Source organism: Pseudomonas sp. PB105, assembly GCF_009764655.1.
Lineage (GTDB): Bacteria > Pseudomonadota > Gammaproteobacteria > Pseudomonadales > Pseudomonadaceae > Aquipseudomonas > Aquipseudomonas cyclaminis.
In genome coordinates, this window is record NZ_RWIO01000023.1 from 1 (window position 1) to 21,501 (window position 21,501).

The 21,501-nt window shown below is 62.4% G+C and carries 20 protein-coding genes; 12 read left to right on the forward strand and 8 right to left on the reverse strand.

The features are described 5' to 3' along the window. On the reverse strand, positions 1–2,443 hold a 2,443-nt coding region (locus tag EJD88_RS02955; protein ID WP_160385041.1), incomplete at its 3' end, for an RHS repeat domain-containing protein. Between the two features lie 240 nt (positions 2,444–2,683). Here EJD88_RS02955 and EJD88_RS02960 point away from each other — a divergent pair. Next, a complete protein-coding gene (locus EJD88_RS02960) occupies positions 2,684–3,142 on the forward strand; it encodes an HIT family protein (RefSeq protein ID WP_112195960.1) in 459 nt (152 codons plus the stop codon). A 301-nt stretch (positions 3,143–3,443) separates the two neighbouring features. Here the strand turns inward: EJD88_RS02960 and EJD88_RS02965 are convergent, their stop codons facing one another. The 7 genes from EJD88_RS02965 to EJD88_RS02995 form a co-directional block, all read right to left on the reverse strand. Further along, positions 3,444–3,782, reverse strand: a complete 339-nt coding sequence (locus EJD88_RS02965; RefSeq protein ID WP_158876723.1) for a Na+/H+ antiporter subunit G — start codon at positions 3,780–3,782, stop codon at positions 3,444–3,446. Continuing rightward, on the reverse strand, positions 3,779–4,057 hold the full coding sequence (locus tag EJD88_RS02970) for a K+/H+ antiporter subunit F (RefSeq protein WP_005789171.1): 279 nt from the start codon (positions 4,055–4,057) through the stop codon (positions 3,779–3,781). Before EJD88_RS02970 ends, EJD88_RS02965 begins: the two co-directional genes overlap by 4 nt. Continuing rightward, entirely contained in the window at positions 4,054–4,542 is a 489-nt protein-coding gene (locus EJD88_RS02975; RefSeq protein ID WP_158876725.1) for a Na+/H+ antiporter subunit E, read from the reverse strand. Before EJD88_RS02975 ends, EJD88_RS02970 begins: the two co-directional genes overlap by 4 nt. Then, positions 4,539–6,221, reverse strand: coding sequence for a monovalent cation/H+ antiporter subunit D (locus EJD88_RS02980; protein WP_158876727.1), 1,683 nt, complete (start codon positions 6,219–6,221; stop codon positions 4,539–4,541). The genes EJD88_RS02975 and EJD88_RS02980 overlap by 4 nt, the downstream gene beginning before the upstream one ends. Then, complete coding sequence (locus EJD88_RS02985; protein ID WP_123568357.1) at positions 6,218–6,562, reverse strand: Na+/H+ antiporter subunit C; 345 nt, start codon at positions 6,560–6,562, stop codon at positions 6,218–6,220. Before EJD88_RS02985 ends, EJD88_RS02980 begins: the two co-directional genes overlap by 4 nt. Then, positions 6,562–9,483 carry a monovalent cation/H+ antiporter subunit A gene (locus tag EJD88_RS02990; RefSeq protein ID WP_158876729.1) on the reverse strand — a complete coding sequence of 974 codons (2,922 nt, stop codon included), beginning with the start codon at positions 9,481–9,483 and terminating at the stop codon, positions 6,562–6,564. The genes EJD88_RS02985 and EJD88_RS02990 overlap by 1 nt, the downstream gene beginning before the upstream one ends. Positions 9,484–9,688: 205 nt before the next feature. After that, complete coding sequence (locus EJD88_RS02995; protein WP_158876731.1) at positions 9,689–10,618, reverse strand: DMT family transporter; 930 nt, start codon at positions 10,616–10,618, stop codon at positions 9,689–9,691. Between the two features lie 93 nt (positions 10,619–10,711). Between EJD88_RS02995 and EJD88_RS03000 the strand changes: the two genes are divergently transcribed. The 11 genes from EJD88_RS03000 (at position 10,712) to EJD88_RS03050 (ending at position 21,487) form a co-directional block, all read left to right on the forward strand. Then, entirely contained in the window at positions 10,712–11,275 is a 564-nt protein-coding gene (locus tag EJD88_RS03000) for a helix-turn-helix domain-containing protein (protein ID WP_112195950.1), read from the forward strand. Between the two features lie 154 nt (positions 11,276–11,429). Continuing rightward, entirely contained in the window at positions 11,430–12,626 is a 1,197-nt protein-coding gene (locus tag EJD88_RS03005; protein ID WP_158876733.1) for an SfnB family sulfur acquisition oxidoreductase, read from the forward strand. Positions 12,627–12,635: 9 nt separating this feature from the next. Further along, positions 12,636–12,962, forward strand: a complete 327-nt coding sequence (locus EJD88_RS03010; RefSeq protein ID WP_099583268.1) for an acyl-CoA dehydrogenase — start codon at positions 12,636–12,638, stop codon at positions 12,960–12,962. Beyond that, entirely contained in the window at positions 12,962–14,386 is a 1,425-nt protein-coding gene (locus EJD88_RS03015; protein WP_158876735.1) for an LLM class flavin-dependent oxidoreductase, read from the forward strand. The genes EJD88_RS03010 and EJD88_RS03015 overlap by 1 nt, the downstream gene beginning before the upstream one ends. Before the next feature lie 12 nt (positions 14,387–14,398). Further along, positions 14,399–15,247: an acyl-CoA synthetase gene (locus EJD88_RS03020; protein WP_158876737.1), complete on the forward strand. Its 849-nt coding sequence runs from the start codon at positions 14,399–14,401 to the stop codon at positions 15,245–15,247. After that, a complete protein-coding gene (locus EJD88_RS03025; protein ID WP_158876739.1) occupies positions 15,244–16,014 on the forward strand; it encodes an ABC transporter ATP-binding protein in 771 nt (256 codons plus the stop codon). Before EJD88_RS03020 ends, EJD88_RS03025 begins: the two co-directional genes overlap by 4 nt. Then, positions 16,014–16,895 (forward strand): branched-chain amino acid ABC transporter permease, encoded by an 882-nt coding sequence (locus EJD88_RS03030; protein WP_158876741.1) that lies wholly within the window; start codon positions 16,014–16,016, stop codon positions 16,893–16,895. The genes EJD88_RS03025 and EJD88_RS03030 overlap by 1 nt, the downstream gene beginning before the upstream one ends. A 4-nt stretch (positions 16,896–16,899) precedes the next feature. After that, on the forward strand, positions 16,900–17,949 hold the full coding sequence (locus tag EJD88_RS03035) for a branched-chain amino acid ABC transporter permease (protein ID WP_112195936.1): 1,050 nt from the start codon (positions 16,900–16,902) through the stop codon (positions 17,947–17,949). A gap of 19 nt (positions 17,950–17,968) precedes the next feature. Further along, positions 17,969–19,309: an ABC transporter substrate-binding protein gene (locus tag EJD88_RS03040; protein ID WP_158876743.1), complete on the forward strand. Its 1,341-nt coding sequence runs from the start codon at positions 17,969–17,971 to the stop codon at positions 19,307–19,309. 3 nt (positions 19,310–19,312) lie between these two features. Next, complete coding sequence (locus EJD88_RS03045) at positions 19,313–20,080, forward strand: ABC transporter ATP-binding protein (protein ID WP_158876745.1); 768 nt, start codon at positions 19,313–19,315, stop codon at positions 20,078–20,080. Between the two features lie 12 nt (positions 20,081–20,092). Next, a complete protein-coding gene (locus EJD88_RS03050; RefSeq protein WP_158876747.1) occupies positions 20,093–21,487 on the forward strand; it encodes an FAD/NAD(P)-binding protein in 1,395 nt (464 codons plus the stop codon). Positions 21,488–21,501 lie beyond the last annotated feature (14 nt).

A 21,501-nucleotide genomic window follows, 5' to 3' on the forward strand; every position in this document is an offset into this window, starting at 1 on the left:
CGGGGTACCACACCCCAATCAGTTGCCCGTATTTGTTGTAGCTGTAGTCGGTGATGTGACCGTCGGGATCGGTCCTACGCGTCACGTCGCCCTGATCGTTGCGCTCGTACTTCCAAACCGCTGAGCCTCGCCTTACAACCCGTACGAAGCCGTTGTCATGCTCGTAGGATGTCGGCTCATCGTCCCCCGGAAACAACGCCACCAAGCGTCCGGCCTCGTCGTACTGATACGCCGTCACTGCCCCGAGTGGATCCTGCTCGACCGTCAGCCGGCCTTTATCGTCGTAGGATTTGAAATGCTCGGCACCGTTCGGATCAATGCGCTGCACCAGCCGTGCGCGGTCATCGTGGATATACACTTCCTGGCTGCCATCGGCGTTGTGCACCACAACACTGCCGTCATCCCCCCACACATACCGCGTATCCATCTGCGAAAAACTGGCCCAATGCCGGACACATCGCGCCGCCTTGCCAGACCGTTCCCACGCCCAAAAGAAACTCGCCCCACCGGCCAACCCACGTTCCAGAATCACGTGCTGATCGTCGTAGCGATAAACCTCGCTTTCGCCGACGGCATTGGTCGCTGAGACCAGTCGGCCTATGTCGTCATAGGCGTAGGAAACAACGCTGTGCTCTGTGATCCAGATGTAAGGCTCATGTCCCTTAGCCCGCTGAACCTGGTAGTCCACCACCACAATGCGGCCCGACTCATAGCGTAAAAACAGCGCACACCCGGCACCGTTATCCAGCCGCTCAATGCGCCCTAAATAGTCCCGGGAAATCCGCAGCCGGTTGTCATACGCATCACTGATCGAGACCAGCACCCCGTCGCGAAAGTGATAAAACCGCGACGCTTGAGCCAACACCAACTCATCCGGCAAATCCCCCAGATAAATCGCCGCTTCAGCCAGGCTATTGGTGATTGCAGGTCGAGCAACTGTCGGCAGTGGAAACTCAGTCGAGCGATTCTCATGATCCGTCCACACCACCGAATCACCTGACACAACAAGCCGATGCGCCAGCGAATGACTCCAGCCAAACCCCAGCCCGACATCCATTTCCACCGCACTGGTGCGATACAACCGTGTCCACTCAAACGGCAGAATCCCGTCTAAAACACCGTCAGTCAGCGTAAGTAGTTCTTCGCCGGTGACCATCGATACAGGACAACCATTGGTGACGGTCTTATCCGACGCCGCAGCAGCATCCCCCTTCGGATTCGTCGCCACGGCAGGCGCGTCGTCGACATGTTCCTGGCGAACCAACAGCGTCCGCTGAGTCTTGTTACGAACCGCCGGCACCGCGTTCGAAACCAGATTCTCCCCAGCCTTCAACGGCGCAGCCGGCACTGCCTTGATCGGCGTCGCTGCACTGCCCAAGAGCAAAGGCTTGAGCGCCTCCGAGTGCGCGTCCAACTTCGGCCCCACGAGGTGATCGGCCAGCAACTCCAACAACGCCCGCGCCCGTTTGGATTTGATGGCGCTCAGCGTCTGCGCACCCAGGCGTAGCGTCACACCCGTCCCTGCCGTCGCCCACATCAGCAGCAGGTTGATCAGCACTTCACCGGTGATCTCGCCCAGTAATTCATACATCTCCGGCGGTGGCAGCAGGCGTATCCAACTGACGATCGCCGAGACATAAATGAACAACAGCGGCTCATCGCTAAGCACCAACAAACCCTTGGCAATCGCGTCGCTACCCAGCTTCAGCAGTTCATCAAGCTCAGCCTGAGAGAGGTACGCCAACAACTTCTGGCTGTTGGCCTTGATATCCGCCAGCAGGTCGTACAGCTGGGAAATGTTGTCCCACAGGCTGTAGAGCGCCTTGGCCATCCCGGTGGAAAACGCCACGCCCTGCATCGCGCTGCGTTGCAAAGAGCTGGCGCTGGCAAAGTCCTTCCATTGGGGTTGGAAAGTCGCCGTCCACTCTTCCCGCAGCCGACCCTCTAGCCCCGCAATCACCGACTGATAAGACGCATACAGCGCCTTGACGTGATCCTCGGAAACAGTGGGGTAGAAGGTGATTTGGTACGGCTGATTGCGATCACACTCGGTGATTTCGAGGATGCCGCTGGGGCCGATGGTCCGATGCAGCGGCGCGCCCATCGGGCTGCCATCCGCCGCAATGGCTTGGAGCATCACTGGCGTATTGCCGATAGGCACGAAGCGGGTGCTTTCGAACATATGCACCAGGGTCAGCGAGCCCTGGGCACTGCACATGGCGACGGTTATACTGGGTGTCTTGGACGAAACCGGCGTGACCAGCTCTACCTCGTCTCCGACCTTGAAGACTTGCTCCACCTCCAGTGCCGAACCGCTCCAGAAGCTTTCGGCCCAGGCATCAAAGGTGTTCAGGCAATTACGGAAGTCGCCGAAGACGCGCTCACTATCCGGCGCCTTGGGATCCATGGGGGCCAGGACGAAGCTGGCGATGATGGGAATCAAGAGGCAGCCCCGGCAGGCAGGGCCGTGACGAAAAAAACCATCCGCAATCCTTCGCACTGTGTGATCAGGCGAAGGACTTTGCAGAGGTTTTCAGGGAGAAGCTGTAGAGCTTATCCGGCGCTTATGTGGGAGGTTTCGGTAAATCGCGAGACTGCCAAAAACTGGGATTTGACTCCCGCCCGATCCTGTTTTTAGATGTTCGCCACGACCAAACCCACGACAAAAACGGCAGCGACTCAAATGGATTGTATTTTCTGCAGCATTGTCCGCAAAACCTCCCCAGCCCATATCCTGTGGGAGGACGAACATCACATGGCGTTCCTGTCGATTTTCCCCAATACCCCAGGCTTCAGCGTGGTCATCCCCAAGCAGCATTACGGCAGTTATGCCTTTGCGCAGTCGGATGAGGTGTTGGCTGATCTGATCGTGGCCACCAAGAAAACCGCCTTGCTGATCGACCGGGCGTTTCCCGATGTGGCGCGTACGGGGATGATGCTGGAAGGGTATGGGGTTGATCACCTGCATGCGAAGTTGTTTCCCATGCATGGGACGGGGCAGGACAGTGCGTTCAAGCCGTTGAGCTCGAAAGTGGATAAATTTTTTGAGGCTTATGAAGGCTATATCTCATCCCACGATCACGTGCGGGCGGATGATGCCGAACTGGCAGAATTGGCCGAGCGAATCCGATCTTTCGCCTAGTACAGTCCCAATGTGGGAGGGGGCTTGCCCTAATGCCAGTCAGTTAAGGACGAACACCGTACCTGTGGCGAGGGAGCTTGCTCCCGCTGGACTGCGAAGCGGCCCCAAAAATGGGACTGCTGCGCAGTCCAACGGGAGCAAGCTCCCTCGCCACAGGTTACTTTTTGCCCTTTTATCTCTTAACTGACCGGCATTAGGGCTTGCCCCCGATAGCAGTGGGTCAGTCGGCTTATCAGCAGCTGACCCACCGCCATCGGGGGCAAGCCCCCTCCCACAGTTTTGACCATGTTTTCTACAGGAATCAGCCGCGGCTGCTGACCTCGGCGGGGACGTCATCCCCAGCCATACGCTTGCGAAACAGCGCCGTACGCGCCAGCAGTAATGTAGTCACCGGCACGGTGATCGCCAACAAGATCGGGATCAGCCAGCCGTGCAACACCGGCGCGGACTTGAGCGCCGAAAAGTAGATAATCGACGCCAGTGCCACGCACCATGCGCCCAATGTGGAGGCCAGTGCTGGCGGGTGCATGCGCTGGAAAAAGTCCTTCATGCGCAGCAGCCCAACGGCGCCAATCAGCGCAAACACACTGCTTAATACCAGCAGCACAGCCACGACGACTTCCATCCATAACGGCATCATTCAATCACCTCCCCACGCAGCAGGAATTTGGCCAGGGCAAACGAGCCGACGAAGCCGAACAGTGCGATCAGCAGCGCCGCTTCAAAGTAGGTGTCACTGGCATACCGAATGCCCAGTACTAGCATCATCAGCATCGCCAGGATGTACAGGTAGTCCAGCGCCAGGACCCGGTCCTGGGCCGATGGGCCTTTGAACAGGCGGATCAGGGTCAGCACCATGGCCAGGGAGAACAGGAACAGGCTGAACAGGATCGCATTGGAGAGCAGGGCGCTCATTCGAAGATCTCCATCAATGGCCGTTCGTAGGCGCTTTTGAAATGTTCGATGAAGGCCGCTTCGTCATCCAGATCGAAGACGTGCAGCAGCAGGATGCTGCGGTCCAGGGCCAGTTCCGACCAGATGGTGCCGGGCACCACGGTGGTGATCATCGACAGGGCGGCAAGGCCGTTGGCGTCACGCAGGTCGAGGGGGATCTTGATGAAGCGCGAACGCGGTGGGCGTGAGCCGCACGTCAGCACGCCCCAGGCCACTTGCAGGTTGGAGACGATCACATCGCGGCCCACCAGGAAGAACAGGCGGATGATCACACCGGGGCGGCGGATGCGGATCGGCAGCGGACGCAACGGCGCCATCAGCAGCGGGGCAAGCACCCCCAGCGCAGCACCCAGCAGCACATGACCAGGGCTGACGGACAGGTTCAGCACCAGCCACAGCACCCACAATGCCAGGGACAACCACGGGGCAGGAAACAGGCGCTTCATGGTTGCACCTCCAGGGCGGCCGCTTTGGCTTCAGGGCTGGGCACTGGGCGCGTGGCCATGACCGCCATCACGTAGGCTTCCGGGTTGTTCAGGCTGACAGCGGTGGCCTGGGTGTAGCGCATCAGCGGCTCGGCCTTGAAGGTCAGCAGGATGCTCAGGCCCAGCAGGAAGAAGATCGGCACGCACTCATAGCGACGCAGCAAGGGCGATGGGCGTTCTTCCGGAGTCCAGAAACGCTGGATACCCAGGCGGGCGAACGCGATCAGCGAGGCCAGGCCGGACAGGATCAGCAAGGCCATCAGGCCCCACGCTGCAGGTCGGATCGGGCCTTCCAGGCCGCTGCCCAGGCCCAGTGGATTGACCAGCGCACTCAACAAACTGAGCTTGCCGATAAACCCGGACAGCGGCGGCATGCCGATGATCAGCAGGGCGCAGGCGACAAAGCTCAAGCCCAGGAACGCCATGGTCCACGGAATCACTTGGCCAACCACGGCCTTTTGCTCGTCATCGAGGTTCACACCGGGACGCGGATGCAGGGATTCCATGGCTTTGGGCAACGCATCGATTTCTTCATCCAGCGGCAGGTCATTGGCCGAACGCGAACGCTCGATCAATTCGGCCAGCAGGAACAGCGCACTCAAGGCCAGTGTGGAGCTGACCAGATAGAACAGCGCGCCTGCGGTCAGGCTCGGCTGGGCAAACCCGACCGCCGACAGCAGGATCCCGGCTGACACCAGGATACTCAGGCTGGCCATACGTTCCAGGCGTTGCGCCGCCACCATCGCCAGCGCCGCGCAGACGATAGTCGCCATGCCGCCGTACACCAGCCAGTCGCCACCAAACAGCGCCGAAGCGCCGGCCTGGCCGGAGAACAGCAGCGTCCACAGGCGCAGCACGGTGTACACGCCAACCTTGGTCATGATCGCAAACATCGCCGCCACCGGCGCGCTGGCCGAGGAATAGGCGGGCGCCAGCCAGAAGTTGAGCGGCCACATGCCGGCCTTGGCCAAAAACGCTGTCGCCAGGATTGCCGCACCGGCATGCAGCAGGCCGCGATCGCCCTCCGGTACCAGCGGGATTTTCAGCGCCAGGTCAGCGAAGTTCAGCGTGCCGGTCACCCCGTAGATCATCGCCGCGCCAATCAGGAACAGCGACGACGCCAGCAGGTTGATTGCGATGTAATGCAGCCCCGCCGACACCCGCGCACGGCCGGAACCGTGCAGCATCAAACCGTAGGACGCCGCCAGCAGCACCTCGAAGAACACGAACAGGTTGAACAGGTCGGCGGTCAGGAACGCGCCGTACAACCCCATCATCTGCACCTGGAACAACGCATGGAAACTGGTGCCCGCACGGTCCCAGCGGGCCATGGCGAACAGCAGCGCGCTCACGCCGATAATCCCGGTGAGCACCAGCATCAGCGCCGACAGTTGGTCCACCACCAGCACAATGCCGAATGGCACCTGCCAATTGCCCGGCAGGTACACGCCAATCGAACCGGGGCCGCCTTTTTGCGTCCAGTACAGCAGCAACACGGCGACGCCCAGGCCGATCACGCTGGAGAACAGGTTGATCCTGGCTTTGAGCGGGCGGCGCTTCTCACCGAGCATCAGCATCAGCCCGGCGGTCAGCAGCGGCAGCAGGATCGGCGCGACGATCAGTTGATTGACCCAATTCATTCCGTGGGCTCCCGGCCGTCCACATGGTCCGTGCCGGTCAGGCCACGGGAGGCCAGCAGCACCACCAGGAACAAGGCGGTCATGGCAAAGCTGATCACGATGGCCGTCAGTACCAGGGCCTGTGGCAGCGGGTCGGTGTAGTTGAGCAGGTCTTGCGGCACGCCGTCCTTGATGATCGGCTCCTTGCCGATAAACAGGCTGCCCATGCTGAAAATGAACAGATTGACCCCGTACGACAACAGGCACAGGCCCATCACCACCTGGAACGTCCGTGGCCGCAGGATCAACCAGACGCCGGAGGCCGCCAGGACCCCAATGGCAATTGCGATGACTTCTTCCATCAGGCGGCTCCTTCTGTGGCGGCAACGGCTTTGGCCTGGTTGCTCGGTTTGTGCGCGCGCACCGACTGGTGACCGAGGGCGGTGAGCATCAGCAAGGTCGAGCCGACGACCATGGCGTACACGCCGACGTCAAAGAACAACGCACTGGCGACATGGATATCGCCCAGCAGCGGCAGGCTGAAATGCCAGGTGTGAGTGGTGAGGAACGGGTAGCCGACAAACAGTGCGCCGAGCCCGGTGAGCGTGGCGGACAGCAGGCCAAAGCCCATCCAGCGCATCGGCCGCAGGCTCATCTGCGCCTCGACCCACTGTGTACCGGCGACCATGTATTGCAGGATAAACGCCACCGACATCACCAGCCCGGCGACAAACCCGCCGCCCGGTTGGTTGTGGCCGCGCATGAACAGGTAGAACGACACCACCAGCGCAATCGGCAGCAGCAGGCGCACCAGCACCGCCGGCACCATCATGAAGCCCAGGGCGGTATCGCTGGCCTGGCGCGGGTTGACCAGGTCGGTGGCCACGTCCGGCGCCAGTTGGCGCTGTTGCGCAGGCAGTTGCATGCTTTCCTTGGACGGGCGGAAGCGGCGCAGCAGGGCGTACACCGTCAGCGCCACGGCGCCGAGCACGGTGATTTCGCCAAGGGTGTCGAAGCCACGGAAGTCCACCAACATGACGTTCACCACATTGCTGCCGCCGCCTTCGGGCAGGGCGCGGCTCAGGTAGAAGGAGGAGATATCGTTGGGCGTCTGGCGGGTCAGCATCGCATAGGACAGCAGCGCCATGCCGCCGCCCACTGCGGTGGACAGCAGGAAGTCACGCAGGCGGCGAATGCGCGCCTTGCGCAGCGAGCTTGGCAGTGGCGAGACTTCCTCGATCCGCCGTGGCAGCCAGCGCAGGCCAAGCAGGATCAGCACTGTCGTCACGACCTCGACCACCAGTTGCGTCAGCGCCAGGTCCGGTGCCGAGAACCATACAAACGTCACGCAAGTGACCATGCCGCACACGCTGACCATGGTCAGGGCCGCCAGCCTGTGGTACTTGGCTTGCCAGGCGGCGCCCAGGGCACAGGCAATCGCCAGCAGCCACAGGGTGACGAAGACGATGGAACCCGGAATTTTCGGGCGGTCGCCCCAACTGAGGCCACTGTTGAGCATCGGGATCATGGCGCCGATCACCGCGACGATCACCAACAGGAACAACTGGGTTTGCAGGCGCTTGGTGCTGATGCGTTTTTCGATTTTGCGCACGCCGCGCATCATCACCACCAGGCAGCGCTCGAAGCCGCGCTTGCCATTGAAGTAGCCCACCAGCGGCGGGTACTTGAAGCGCCCGCGTTTAAGTTGTTTGCGCAACATCAGGTAGAGCAGCACGCCGCCGGTCATGGCCACCAGGCTCATGATCATCGGTGCGTTCCAGCCGTGCCAGATGGCCAGGCTGTACTCCGGCAGCACACCGCCGACCACCGGCAGTGCGGCAGCCGCAAGGATCGAGCCGACCACCTGGGCCGGGAAAATCCCCACCAGCAGGCAGGTGAACACCAGCAACTCGACCGGGGCACGCATCCAGCGTGGCGGTTCGTGGGGCGTGTGCGGCAGGTCGGTGGCGGGCGGGCCGAAGAACACATCGACGGTAAAGCGCAGCGCATAGGCCACGCTGAAAGTGCCGGCGATGGTCGCGATCACCGGCAGCGCTATTTCCACCCATTTTGTCGCCAAGATAAACACCGTTTCGGCGAAGAACATCTCTTTGGACAGGAAGCCATTGAGCAACGGCACGCCGGCCATGGAGGCACTGGCCACCATCGCCAGGGTCGCGGTGAACGGGATCAGGCGCACCAGGCCGCTGAGCTTGCGGATATCCCGCGTGCCACTTTCGTGGTCGATGATGCCCGCCGCCATGAACAGCGAGGCCTTGAAGGTGGCGTGGTTGAGGATATGGAACACTGCGGCGACGGCGGCCAGCGGGCTGTTGAGCCCCAGCAGCAAAGTGATGAGCCCGAGGTGGCTGATGGTGGAGTAGGCCAACAGGCCCTTGAGGTCGTTCTGGAACATGGCGCAGTAAGCGCCGAGGAGGAGGGTGAGGGCGCCGGCGCCGCCGACGATCCAGAACCATTCTTCGCTGCCCGACAGCGCCGGCCACAGGCGGGCCAGCAGGAACACGCCGGCCTTCACCATCGTTGCCGAATGCAGATAGGCCGACACCGGCGTCGGTGCGGCCATGGCGTGGGGCAGCCAGAAGTGGAACGGGAACTGCGCGCTTTTGCTCAGTGCGCCGATCAGCACCAGGGCCAGCATCACCGGGTACAGCGCATGTGCGCGGATCTGATCGCCCGCCGCCAGTACCCGGTCCAGGTCATAGCTGCCGACGATATGCCCCAGCAGCATCACCCCGGCCAGCAGGCACAAGCCGCCCGCGCCGGTGACCATCAGCGCCATGTAGGCGCCGCGTCGGGCATCGGCGCGGTGGTGCCAATAGCCGATCAACAGGAACGAGAACAGGCTGGTCAGTTCCCAGAAAAACACGATCTGGACCAGGCTGCCGGAAATCACCAGCCCGAGCATGGCGCCCATAAAAGCCAGGAAAAACGCGAAGAAGCGCGGCACCGGGTCATCCGGCGACATGTAGTAGCGCGCATACAACGCCACCAGCGAACCGATGCCGAGCACCAGCATCGAGAACAGCCAGGCAAACCCATCCATACGCAAGACGAAGTTCAGGCCGAGGCTGGGCAACCACATGAATTCTTCGCGGATCACGCCACCGTGGGCGATCTGGGGGTAGAGCAGGGCGACTTGAAGAGTGCCGACCAGGGCCACAAGGCCGGCCAACAGGGATTCGGTGTTACGTGCATTGTGCGGCAGCAAGGCCGCCAGACAGCTGCCAATGAATGGCAGAAGCAGTAGAACTATCAGGGACATAGGCTTCTAATCTGCGGGAGTTTGGGATGCATCATACGTGCCGCTTTGTTGATCACCAAACGGCAAGATGTGGCAGGATCCTACAAGGTAGGATGAAAACTCCTATTTGGCACTGTTTCAAAATTCGCAGAATTGGAATGCCGACCCCTGTGGGAGCCGGGCTTGCCCGCGATGGCAATATTACAGGCACCACAGTATCTGGAGGCTATCCCTGACGCTTTTGTTCCAACGCATCGGCCAAGTCAACCGCCTTCTGCCCCTTGGTCTTCATCTCACTCACAATCACCGCCACCACAATCAACGCCGCCCCCAGCATCGCAATCGGCGGGAAGCGCTCGCCGGCAATCCGCCCGACCACCCCAGCCCACACCGGCTCACCGGCATAGATCAACGTGGCCCGCGTCGGTGAAACGCTCTGTTGCGCCCAGTTCATCGCGACCTGGATCACCGCGCTGGTCAAGCCCAGGCCCACCGCACTGAACAGCAGCAACCACGAGAACCCCGGCAGCGCCTCACCCATCGGCACCACCATCAGGAACGACAGCAGTGACGCCGTGGCCAGTTGCACCACCGTCACCCGGCGTACATCCACTTGACCTGCAAATGCGCTGATCAGGATGATTTCTGTTGCAATCGCAATGGCACCAATCAACGTAGCGATTTCACCGGGGCTGAAATTCAACGAAGCCCCCGCTGGCCCGGTCAACAACATCAACCCGGCAAATGCGAGCATGATGCCAATGCTCGGCATCAACCCAGGACGACGGCCCAGGACCAACCATTGCAACAACGGCACGAACGGCACATACAGCGCGGTGATAAACGCCGACTGGCTGCTCAGGATCGTTTGCAGGCCGATGGTCTGCAAGCCGTAGCCAAACATGATCGCCACACCGATAAACACCCCGGCCTTCAATTCAAACAGGGTCAAGTCGCGCAAGGTGCGCAGCGAGAAGAAGCCCACCACAATGGCCGCCGCCGCAAAGCGCAGGCCCACGAAAAACATCGGGCCGCTCACCGTCATGGCGTGCTGCACCAGCAAAAAGGTGCCGCCCCAGATCATGGTGATAAACACCAGGATGCATTCGGCTTTGCTGAAACGGTTGAAACGCGAAGGGGTTTTGGCGGTGGTCATGGCAGCTCGGTCTTGCACAGGGAAAGGCACGGACCGCACAATGCGCCGCACGCTGGGCAGTATACTGCGCACACCCACCCATTGAGCAATATAGTGCACAAAGAAAATCCACAACGGGCTTCGGTCCTGCAGCACGTCAGCCAGAACGTTCGTCGCCTGCGCCACGCCGCCGACCTGAGCCAGACCGCGCTCTCGGAAAAGTCCGGGGTCAGCCGGCGCATGCTGGTGGCCATCGAGGCCGGGGAGAAGAACGTCAGCCTGTCGACCCTCGACCGTGTGGCCGAAGCGTTGGACGTGGCGTTCAGCGACCTGATCCAGGCGCCGGACGTACGCGATCACAGCCGCATCAACGAACTGGCCTGGGCCGGTGAAATTGCCGGGAGCAAAGCGGTGTTGCTGGCCAAGGCCACGGCTCGCCGCGAGGTTGAGCTGTGGGAGTGGCGCCTTGAACCCGGCGACCGCTATTGCCCGGACCCCGACCTGGAAGGCTGGAGCGAGCAACTGTTTGTGTTCGAGGGCAACCTGACGCTGGTGATCGGCGACCAGGAAAACACCATCGGCGCCGGCGAGTTCTTCATGTTCGCCAGTCACCAGCACCACGTTTATCGCAATGACGGTGACGTGGCCGTGCGCTTTGTGCGCAACGTGGTGATCTAACTGTCTGCCTGGCAACAGTGGATGCACACTTTGCTGGTTTGCAACCGCGCTCAACCCCTGCTTTTCGCGGCAAACTGCTGATTTTACTGACGATTAAATTCAGGCACGACTCCTGCAATCACTCCGATATTCCCTCGGAGCCTGGAGTCGGCCCATGTCAGCCCACCCTCAACAACCTGCCCATATCATCCGCTCGGACGCGGAGGCCATCGAGGTCGCCACGCGCCTGGCCGAGCGTTTTGCCGTCGACGCCAGCGTGCGTGACCGCGACCGCCGCTTACCGGTAGCCGAACTCGACGAATTCTCGGCCAGCGGCTTGTGGGGCATCACCGTTCCCAAGGCCTACGGCGGCGCTGGTGTGTCCTATGTGACCGTGGCTGAAGTGATCAAGTTGATCTCAGCCGCCGACCCGTCATTGGGGCAAATCCCGCAGAACCACCTGGGTGTGGTGGACATCCTGCTGCAAACCGCCACCGAGGAACAAAAGCTTCATTACTTCGGCAAGGTGCTGGCGGGTTATCGCTTCGGCAATGCCTTTTCCGAGGCCAAGAGCAAAAACGCCGGCACCTTCGACACCCAGATCCGCTTTCATGGCGACACCGCGCAAATCAACGGCGAGAAGTTCTACTGCACTGGCGCGTTGTTCGCCCATATCGTTCCCACCGTTGGCAATAACGAAAACGGCCAGGCGTTCATTGGCTTTGTCGAACGCGATGCGCCTGGCCTGACGGTGATCGATAACTGGGATGGCTTTGGCCAGCGCACCACCGCCAGCGGCGGCGTGACTCTTGATGGCGTTAATGTCCCGTTGAGTGCGGTAGTTCCCGCTCACCTGGCCTTTGACCGGCCCACTGCAGACGGCCCGATCTCACAAATCATCCAGGCTGCCGTCGACACCGGCATCGCCCTCGGCGCCCTTGAACAAGCGAAGATTTTCGCGCGCCAGGCCCGCCCGTGGATCGACAGCCAGCAGGATCACGGCTGGCAAGACCCGTTCACCATCGCCGCCATCGGCGACCTCGAATGGCGCGTGCACGGCACCGAAGCGATTCTCGCCAAGGCCGGCAAGGCGGTCGACCACGCACTCGCCGAACCGAGCGAAGACAGCGTCGCCCACGCCTCGCTGGTGGTCGCCCAGGCCAAAGTGCTGTCGGCCGAAACCGCCTTGCTCGCCAGCAGCAAACTCTTCGAGCTGGCCGGCACCCGCTCGGTCACCGGCAAACACAACCTTGACCGCTTCTGGCGCAACGCGCGCACCCACACCCTGCACGACCCGGCTCGCTGGAAATACCACCTGATCGGCAATTTTGTGCTCAACGGTGTGAAGCCCGCGCGCCACGCCTGGAACTGAGGATCAACCATGACCGCACTGAACCTTGCACGCCAACTGCTGGACAGCACTCGCCGCCATGTCGAGAAAAGCGATGACCCCTATGTGATCAGCCGCTTCGGCGATCTGCAGATCCGCGTCGACGTGGCCGCCGCCTTGCTGGAACGCGCTGAAACCCACCCCAGCCCGGTGGCCGCCACCGAAGCGCAGATCGCCGCCGCCGAAGCCCTCATCGCTGCAAGCAACGCCGAATTCGAACTGACCGGCCAACGCACCGAACTGCCGTCGAGCCTCGATGATCCGTTGCGCTGGAAATACCAGGTTGTCGGCAACTACCACCTCAACGGAGTGCTTTGATGTCCCGTGAAATCCGCTTGAATGCCTTCGACATGAACTGTGTCGGCCACCAATCGCCCGGCCTGTGGGCGCACCCGCGCGACCGTTCGTGGCAGTACAAGGACCTGGAATACTGGACCGACCTCGCCAAGATCCTTGAGCGCGGCAAGTTCGACGGCCTGTTTATCGCCGACGTGCTGGGCATCTACGACGTGTACAACGGCAACGGCGACGCGGCGATTCGCCAGGCCACCCAAGTGCCGGTCAACGACCCTTTGTCGCTGATCGCGCCAATGGCGTTGGTCACCGAGCACCTGGGGTTTGGTCTGACCGCTTCGTTGTCCTTTGAGCATCCGTATCCGTTCGCCCGTCGTCTGTCGACGCTCGACCACCTGACCAAGGGCCGCATCGGCTGGAACATCGTCACCTCGTACCTGGAAAGCGGCGCCAAGAACCTCGGCCAGAAAGCCCAGACCGAACACGACGCGCGCTACGACTACGCCGAGGAATACCTGCAGGTTTGCTACAAACTCTGGGAAGGCAGTTGGGAAGAGGGCGCGGTCCTGCGTGACCGCGAACGACGGGTTTTCAGCGACCCGAGCAAAATCCACGAGATCCGCCACGTCGGCAAACACTTCCAGGTGCCCGGCATTCACCTGTGCGAGCCGTCGCCGCAGCGCACGCCGGTGCTGTACCAGGCTGGCGCGTCCAGCCGTGGCAAGCAGTTCGCCGCCGAGCAGGCCGAATGTGTGTTCGTCGCTGCGCCGTCCAAGGTGCTGCTGAAAAAGACCGTGGCCGACATCCGCCGTCGTGCCGCCGAGGCTGGGCGTGATCCGAAGAAAATCCTGATCTTCAACTTGCAGACGGTGATCGTCGACGAAACCGACGCCAAGGCTAAAGCCAAGTTTGACGAGTACAAATCCTACGTCAGCTACGAAGGCGCCATGGCGCTGATCTCCGGCTGGACCGGCATCGACTTCAGCCAGTTCAAACCGGACGAACCGCTCAAACACGTGCACACCAATGCAATTCAATCGGCGGTGGAAGCGTTTTCCACGGCGGACCCGAACAAGGTCTGGACGCCCAACGAGCTGGCCGATTGGGTCGGTATCGGCGGCTTTGGCCCACTGTTCGTCGGCGGCCCGGAGACCGTGGCGGACCTGTTGCAGGAGTGGGTCGAAGAGACTGATGTGGACGGCTTCAACCTGGCCTATGCGCTGACCCATGAAACCTTTGTCGACGCCGTGGAATGGCTTGTTCCGGAGTTGCAGAAGCGTGGCGTGTACAAGACCGAATACGCCCAGGGCACGTTGCGTGAGAAGTTGTTTGGCGACGGCGCGCGACTGGGCGCCAACCATCCAGGCGCCAGCTACCGCGATCTAACGACCTTGCACAGTTCCAAATATTCCAGCCAGCGGACCACCGCACGCCCACCTCCCCAATAGGAGCAATCCCCTATGAGCGTGCACGAACCAAAGGCCTCTCTGGAGCAACTGCGCCACTGGTCGCAACTCACGCCGTTGCACATCGCCCTGCGCCACAAGCGCCAGGGGCAATGGTATGCCTGGCGCTGGATCGACACCTTGCGCGACGTCGAGCGGCTGGCCGATGGTTTGCGCCAGCAAGGTTTCAGCGACCAGTCACGCCTGGTGCTCAGCGGCGCCTTTGAGCCGAACCTGTTGCTGCTGGCGTTGGCGGCCCAGTCCGTCGGCGCACACGTGCTGACGCTGGCCGATAACCTTGAGCCGCAGGCACTGGAACAACACCTGTGGCGCATCCATCCCAGTCACGCCTACGTTCAAGGTCGCCAGCGCGATTGGGCGTTTACCCAGCGCTTGGATTTCGCCCAGTTACTCGGCCCCGTGGACCCGGCGCAACACCTGCAGCGCTGGTGGCAACCCACCGGCGAAACCGCGTTGTGGAGCGAGGAGGGTACCCACTGGCAGCGCGGCCTGGACGTCCTGCTGGAGCAATGGCTGAGCAGCGGCCACGGCCTGGCATTCCCGGAAAACCTGGCCTCGGCGCAGCGTGATCGCGGCGAAGTCGCGCCCACCGGCCTGCTGCTGTCGCCCGAGCGGTTACAGCACTTGGCCGATGAGATCGAAAGCCGCCTGGCCCCCCACGGCACCTGGCGTCGACGCCTGTGCGACTGGGCCATCGCCCACCCCCAAAGCGGCCTGCGCCGGCTGCTGAAAAACCGCGTGCGCAAACTGCTGGGCTTCCAGCGCCTGGCCTTTATCTGGCAGCCCCTCAAATCCACGGTCGAGCCGGTGTGGCTGGCCGAATTCAAACGGGATATCGCATGAGTGACGTTATTCTCCAGGTGCGCGATATCTCGCTGTCATTCAAAGGGGTCAAGGCCATCAACGCCTTGTCTTTCGAGGTGCGGCGCGGCGAGATCTGCGCGTTGATCGGCCCTAACGGCGCCGGTAAAAGTTCGTTGCTCAACGTGCTCAATGGCGTGTATCGCTTTGACGCGGGCGAGATCGTTTTCGAGGCGCAACACTTCCACCGCATCGACCCCTTGGGGGCCGCACGCCGTGGCATTGGCCGGACCTTCCAGAACAACGCGCTGTTCAAGAAAATGAGCGTGCTCGACAACCTCCTCACCGGCCTGTCGCGGCATATGCGCAGCAGTGTTATCGAGCAGGCCCTCGGCTTGCCCCGTGCGCGACGTGAAGCCGAGGCCTTTCGCCTGCGTGGCCAAGCCATCCTTGAGTTTCTGGAGCTGCAAGCCCACCGCGATGTGCTGGTGGGCAACTTGTCCTACGGCCTGCAAAAGCGCGTGGAGCTGGGCCGCGCATTGATCGCCGGGCCGAGCCTGTTGCTGCTCGACGAACCCATGGCTGGCATGAACGCCGAAGAGAAACAGGACATGGCGCGCTTCGTCGCTGACGTGAACCGCGACCTCGGCACTACCGTGGTGTTGATCGAACACGACATGGGCGTGGTGATGGGCCTGTCCGACCATGTGGTGGTGCTCGACTACGGGCGCAAAGTCGGCGACGGCACGCCGGCACAGGTGCAGGCCAATCCCGAAGTGATCGCCGCCTACCTGGGAGCCGTGCACTGATGACCTTCTTCTTCGAAACCCTGCTCGGCGGCCTGCTCGCCGGCACCCTGTATTCCCTGGTCGCCATCGGCTTTGTGCTGATCTACAAAGCCAGCGGCGTGTTCAACTTTGCCCAGGGTGCGATGCTGCTGTTTGCCGCGTTGACCTTCGTCAGCCTGCACGACCAGGGCGTGCCGTTTGCCCTGGCGCTGCTGCTGACGGTGATCGTGATGATCGTCGGCGCGTTGCTTATCGAGCGCCTGGTATTGCGGCCACTGGTGAACCGTTCGCAGATCACCCTGTTCATGGCCACTTTGGGCCTGTCGTTCATTATCGAAGGCCTGGCCCAAGGCTTGATGGGCGCGCAAGTGCGTGCCCTGGACCTGGGTATCGACGACGTGCCGCTGTTTGTTGGCCCGCTGATGCTCAGCCAGTTCGACCTGATCGCCGCCGCGGCTGCCGTGGTGCTGGTGACGGTGCTCGCGCTGCTGTTCAACAAAACCCGCATCGGCGTGTCCCTGCGCGCCGTGGCGGATGACACCACGGCGGCGCTGTCCATCGGCATCAACCTCAACCGCATCTGGCAGATCGTCTGGGCGGTGGCTGGCATTGTCGGGCTGGTGGCCGGTTTGTTGTGGGGCGCACGCCAGGGGGTGCAGTTTTCGCTGTCGCTGGTGGTGCTCAAGGCTTTGCCCGTGTTGATCATCGGCGGCTTTACCTCGATTGGCGGCGCGATTGTCGGCGGGCTGATCGTCGGCGCGGCGGAGAACCTTGCCGAGGTGTATATCGGCCCGCTGATCGGCGGCGGCATCACGCCGTGGTTCGCCTATGTCCTGGCCCTGGCCTTCCTGTATATCCGTCCCGCCGGCCTGTTCGGCGAGCGCGCCATCGAGCGAGTCTGAAACCATGTCGATCCCTGTTGCTCAACAAACCGCGCCGTTATTGCTGGTCCCGCGACGAGTGCCTTGGGGCCTTTTCGGTCTGCTGGGGTTGGCCTTTGTGGGGGTGCCGCTGTGGGGCAATGACTATTGGCTCAATGCGATCCTGATCCCGTTTCTGGTGCTGTCGCTGGCCGGGTTGGGCCTGAACCTGCTGACCGGCTACACCGGGCAAACCTCGGTCGGCGCGGCGGGGTTCATGGCGGTCGGCGCCTTTGCGACCTACGGCTTCCTGCTGCGGCTGCCGGAGCTGGGGCTGCCGGTGGCGTTGCTCGGCGGTGGGATTATCAGCGCCTTGGTCGGCCTGGTGTTCGGGTTGCCCAGCTCGCGGATCAAAGGCTTCTACCTGATGGTCACCACATTGGCCGCGCAGTTTTTCCTGGAGTGGCTGTTCGTCAAGTTTCCCTGGTTCTACAACTACGGCTCGTCCGGGACCATCTCGGCGCCCAGGCTTGCGCTGTTGGGCCATGACCTCAACACGCCGCTCGGTCGTTACTGGCTGACGCTGGTCACGGTGCTGCTGTTGACCTGGGCCGCGGTGAACCTGGTGCGCAGCCAGGTGGGGCGCAACTGGATGGCGATCCGCGACATGGACACCGCCGCCGCCGTGGTCGGCATCCCGGTGGTGCGTTACAAGCGCCTGGCGTTTGCGGTCAGCTCGTTTTACCTGGGCATTGCCGGTGCGTTGTGGGCGTTCGCCTACCTGGGCACGGCCAGCGCCAGCAGCTTCGATATCAACCGTTCATTCCAGATCCTGTTCATCATCATTATTGGCGGCATGGGCAGCATCGCCGGCAACTTCGTCGGCGCGGCGTTCATCAGTTTGCTGCCGATCTTTCTCAGCCACGCCGGGCAGGCGTTGTTCGGCGGTTCGGTGGACGCGGGGCAGTTGCAGAACCTGCAGAAAATCATCTTTGGCGTATTGATCATCGTGTTCCTGATCAAGGAACCCGAGGGCTTGATTCGCCTGTTGCACAACCTTCGCGACCGGCTGCGCCAGTGGCCGCTACGTTTCTGACCTATAGAAGAGAATCTCCATGCGTGCATCCTTGAAACGATCCCTGGTCAGTGCGGCCTTTGCGTTGGCGGCGTTGTCCGCTGCCGCCCCCCAGGCGATGGCCTCGGCCGACCAGCAATTCTTCCCCCTGGCGACTTACCGCGTGGGCGCCTATGCGTCCAGCGGCGTGCAAGTGTGGGCCGGGATGATCGACTACCTGCGCTATATCAACGAGGTCGAAGGCGGCATCAATGGCGTGAAGCTGGTATGGCAGGAATGCGAGACCGAGTGGACGGCCGAGAAGGGCATCGAGTGCTACGAGCGCTTCAAGAATGGCCTGGACGGCGCGCCGGTCGCGGTGTACCAGCCCAACGGCGCGCCGGCCGCCTATGCGCTCAGCGAACGGGCGGAGGTGGACAAGATCCCGTTGATCACCCTCGGTTACGGTCGCACCGAAGCCACTGACGGCACGGTATTCCCCTACAACTTCCCGGTGATGCTGACCTTCTACAGCGAGGCGTCGACGCTGGTGAACTACATCGCCCAGCGCGAAGGCGGCTTCGACAAACTCAAGGGCAAGAAGATTGCCACGGTCTACCACGACTCGGCCTACGGTCGTGAAACCCTCGGCCCGCTGAAGTTATTGGCCGAGAAATACGGCTTTGAAAATATCCAGATCCCGGTGGCCGATCCGGGCAACGAACAATCGGCGCAATGGCGCCAGGTGCGCCAGGCCAACCCGGACTGGGTGTTCCTGCGCACCTGGGGCGTGTCGACGCCGGTGGCGGTCAAGACCGCCGCGCGCTTCGGCTTCCCGGTGGACCATATCATCGGCGACATCTGGGCCAGTTCCAGCGAAGACGTATTGCCCGCCGGTGCGGCCGCCAAAGGCTACCTGGCGCTGACGCCTTACCCGGCGGGTGCCGATTTCGAGATCCACAAGCGCCTCAAACAATCGATCCTCGACAAGGGCAACAGCGACCTCAAGGACCTGAAGAACTTCGGCAGCGTGTACTACAACTCGGGCCTGGTGAACGCCGCCGTGGCGGTAGAAGCGATCCGCACCGCTCAGGCCAGGTTCGGCAAGCGTCCACTCAACGGTGAAGAAGGCCGTTGGGGGCTGGAGCATCTGAATATCGACGACGCCCGCCTCAAGGCCATGGGTTACCTGGGCCTGATGCAGAACCTCAAGCTGTCGTGCAGCGACCACGAAGGCGGCGGTTCGGCGCGGGTGCAGCAATGGGACGGCGCCAACTGGACGCTGGTCAGCGACTGGATCGCCGCTGACCGTGCGCTGTTGCGCCCGCTCATCGATGAAAAATCCGCCGCGTTCGCCAAGGAAAAAGGCCTGACGCCACGCACCTGCACCGGGGATGAATAAGCCATGAGCCAGCCCGCTGCTGAATCCGCCAGCCCGTCACTGCTGACGGTCGATGATATTGAAGTGATCTACGACGGCGCGATCCTGGCGGTGGCCGGGGTCTCGCTGAACGTGCCGAAGGGCGCGATTGTGGCCTTGCTCGGTGCCAATGGTGCCGGCAAGAGCACGACCCTCAAGGCTATCTCGGGTCTGGTGCGGGCCGAGCGCGCCGAGGTCAGCCGAGGCGTGATCGCGTACGCCGGCCAGGACCTGGCAGGTGTCGACCCCAGCCAGCGCGTGCGCCAGGGCATGGTGCATGTGCTGGAAGGGCGCCACGTGTTCGGCCAACTGACCGTGGAGGACAATCTGCGCAGCGGCGGCTTTGTGCGGCGCCTGAGCCGCAAGGACATGGAGCACGACCTGGAGCGCATCTACGCCTGGTTCCCAAGGCTCAAGACCAAGCGCCACACCCGCGCCGGCCTCACCTCGGGCGGCGAGCAGCAGATGGTCGCCATCGGCCGGGCGTTGATGACCCGTCCTACGTTGGTACTGCTCGACGAGCCCTCCATGGGTTTGGCGCCTATGATCGTGCAGGAGATTTTCGCGATCATCGCGCAGCTCAAGCGCGAGCAGCAGGTGAGCTTCCTGATCGCCGAGCAGAACATCAATGTCGCGCTGACCTATGCGTCCCACGGCTACGTGCTGGATACTGGCCGCGTGGCCTTGAGCGGCAGCGCCGCCGAACTGCTGGCGCGGGGCGACTTGCATGATATTTATCTGGGTAAACAGTAAGGGCGAACCTGCATGAGTGAATCCATCCGCAACGCTGATGTACTGATCATCGGCGGCGGCCTGAGTGGGACGATGCTGGCGGTGCAACTGCTGCGTCTAGGTGGCCGGCGGCGCATCCTGGTGATAGAGCCGCGCGCCGAACTGGGGCGTGGCGAGGCCTACAGTGCCGTGGAGCTGGGCCACACCCTCAACGGCAACGCGGCGCGCATGAGTGTCGACCCGGACAATGCCGATGACCTGACGCAATGGCTCACCGACTACATCGGCGCTGGCGGCTGGCCGGAGTCGGACCAGCAGCACGTGCCCATCAGCGAACTGTTTCCGCCACGGGGGATTTTCGGCGTGTATGCGCAGCAGCGGTTGGCCGAGGCCAAGGCGCTGTCCGCGTCCACGGTGGAGCATGTGCGCGCTGAAGTGGTCGACCTGCAAGTGGACGCGGATTCAACCCTGTTGACCCTCGATAACGGCCGGCAACTGCGCGGTGCGTTTGCCGTGTTGGCCACCGGTATGTTCCCGGCGGCGCGCACGCCCCAAACCGAATCCAGCGGCTTGAACGCGGCGGCGGTGGACCCCTGGGATGTGCAGGCCATGACCCAGCTCGACCCGCTGTCGACGGTGCTGATCATCGGCTCCGGTCTGACCATGGTCGATGCGGTGGTGTCCCTGGAACAGGCTGGGCATCGCGGGCCCATCGAGATTTTTTCACGCCACGGCCTGCTGCCCCATGTGCGCCGGCAACCGCCGGTTTGGGAGGATTTCCTGGCCGCTGATCACGGCCTGCGCAGCCCTCGGCAGTTGCTGCATGAGGTGCGGCGGCAATGTCGGATCGCGCAGGCGCAGGGCATCGATTGGCAAGCGCCGCTGGACACCGTGCGTGCCCATATCGGCCGGTTGTGGAGCCAGGCCAGCGAGCGCGAGAAACGTCAGTTTGTGCGGCATGTACGGCCATGGTGGGAGAGCCATCACCACCGCTCGCCGCCGTTGAGTGCACAGTTGGTGGCGCGGTTGCATGAGGAAGGGCGATTGCGGATCAGGGCCGCGTCGTTCAAGGGCTTGGTGCCTGCGCACGAGGGCGTGACGATTCGTTTGCGTCGTCGTGGCGAACAGGTGCTGACCCAGGTCTCGGGTGCTGCGTTGATCAACTCCAGCGGCATCGAATACGACTGGCGCCGCGTGGCCCGGCCGTTGCCGCAACAGTTGCTCAAGCGCGGGTTGATCCAGCCTGGGCCATTGGCGCTCGGGATCGCGGCGGACAAGTCCGGCGCCGTGCTGGATGCCCAGGGGCAGGTCAGCCAGCGATTGTTTGCCATGGGCCCACCGTTGCGCGGGATGTGGTGGGAGAGCACGGCGGTAACGGATGTGGCGCTTCAGGCTAAAGCCCTGGCCGAAAAATTGACCAATATCTAAATGTGGGAAGGGGC

Bases quoted from the DNA above. Each gene is read 5' to 3' on its own strand.
- EJD88_RS02985 (WP_123568357.1), bottom strand. From the start codon at position 6,562: ATGGAAGAAGTCATCGCAATTGCCATTGGGGTCCTGGCGGCCTCCGGC.
- EJD88_RS03030 (WP_158876741.1), top strand. From the start codon at position 16,014: ATGACCTTCTTCTTCGAAACCCTGCTCGGCGGCCTGCTCGCCGGCACC.
- EJD88_RS03050 (WP_158876747.1), top strand. From the start codon at position 20,093: ATGAGTGAATCCATCCGCAACGCTGATGTACTGATCATCGGCGGCGGC.
- EJD88_RS02965 (WP_158876723.1), bottom strand. From the start codon at position 3,782: ATGATGCCGTTATGGATGGAAGTCGTCGTGGCTGTGCTGCTGGTATTA.
- EJD88_RS02995 (WP_158876731.1), bottom strand. From the start codon at position 10,618: ATGACCACCGCCAAAACCCCTTCGCGTTTCAACCGTTTCAGCAAAGCC.
- EJD88_RS03020 (WP_158876737.1), top strand. From the start codon at position 14,399: ATGAGCGTGCACGAACCAAAGGCCTCTCTGGAGCAACTGCGCCACTGG.
- EJD88_RS03025 (WP_158876739.1), top strand. From the start codon at position 15,244: ATGAGTGACGTTATTCTCCAGGTGCGCGATATCTCGCTGTCATTCAAA.
- EJD88_RS02975 (WP_158876725.1), bottom strand. From the start codon at position 4,542: ATGAAGCGCCTGTTTCCTGCCCCGTGGTTGTCCCTGGCATTGTGGGTG.
- EJD88_RS03045 (WP_158876745.1), top strand. From the start codon at position 19,313: ATGAGCCAGCCCGCTGCTGAATCCGCCAGCCCGTCACTGCTGACGGTC.
- EJD88_RS02970 (WP_005789171.1), bottom strand. From the start codon at position 4,057: ATGAGCGCCCTGCTCTCCAATGCGATCCTGTTCAGCCTGTTCCTGTTC.
- EJD88_RS02980 (WP_158876727.1), bottom strand. From the start codon at position 6,221: ATGAATTGGGTCAATCAACTGATCGTCGCGCCGATCCTGCTGCCGCTG.
- EJD88_RS03015 (WP_158876735.1), top strand. From the start codon at position 12,962: ATGTCCCGTGAAATCCGCTTGAATGCCTTCGACATGAACTGTGTCGGC.
- EJD88_RS03040 (WP_158876743.1), top strand. From the start codon at position 17,969: ATGCGTGCATCCTTGAAACGATCCCTGGTCAGTGCGGCCTTTGCGTTG.
- EJD88_RS02990 (WP_158876729.1), bottom strand. From the start codon at position 9,483: ATGTCCCTGATAGTTCTACTGCTTCTGCCATTCATTGGCAGCTGTCTG.
- EJD88_RS03010 (WP_099583268.1), top strand. From the start codon at position 12,636: ATGACCGCACTGAACCTTGCACGCCAACTGCTGGACAGCACTCGCCGC.
- EJD88_RS02960 (WP_112195960.1), top strand. From the start codon at position 2,684: ATGGATTGTATTTTCTGCAGCATTGTCCGCAAAACCTCCCCAGCCCAT.
- EJD88_RS03035 (WP_112195936.1), top strand. From the start codon at position 16,900: ATGTCGATCCCTGTTGCTCAACAAACCGCGCCGTTATTGCTGGTCCCG.
- EJD88_RS03005 (WP_158876733.1), top strand. From the start codon at position 11,430: ATGTCAGCCCACCCTCAACAACCTGCCCATATCATCCGCTCGGACGCG.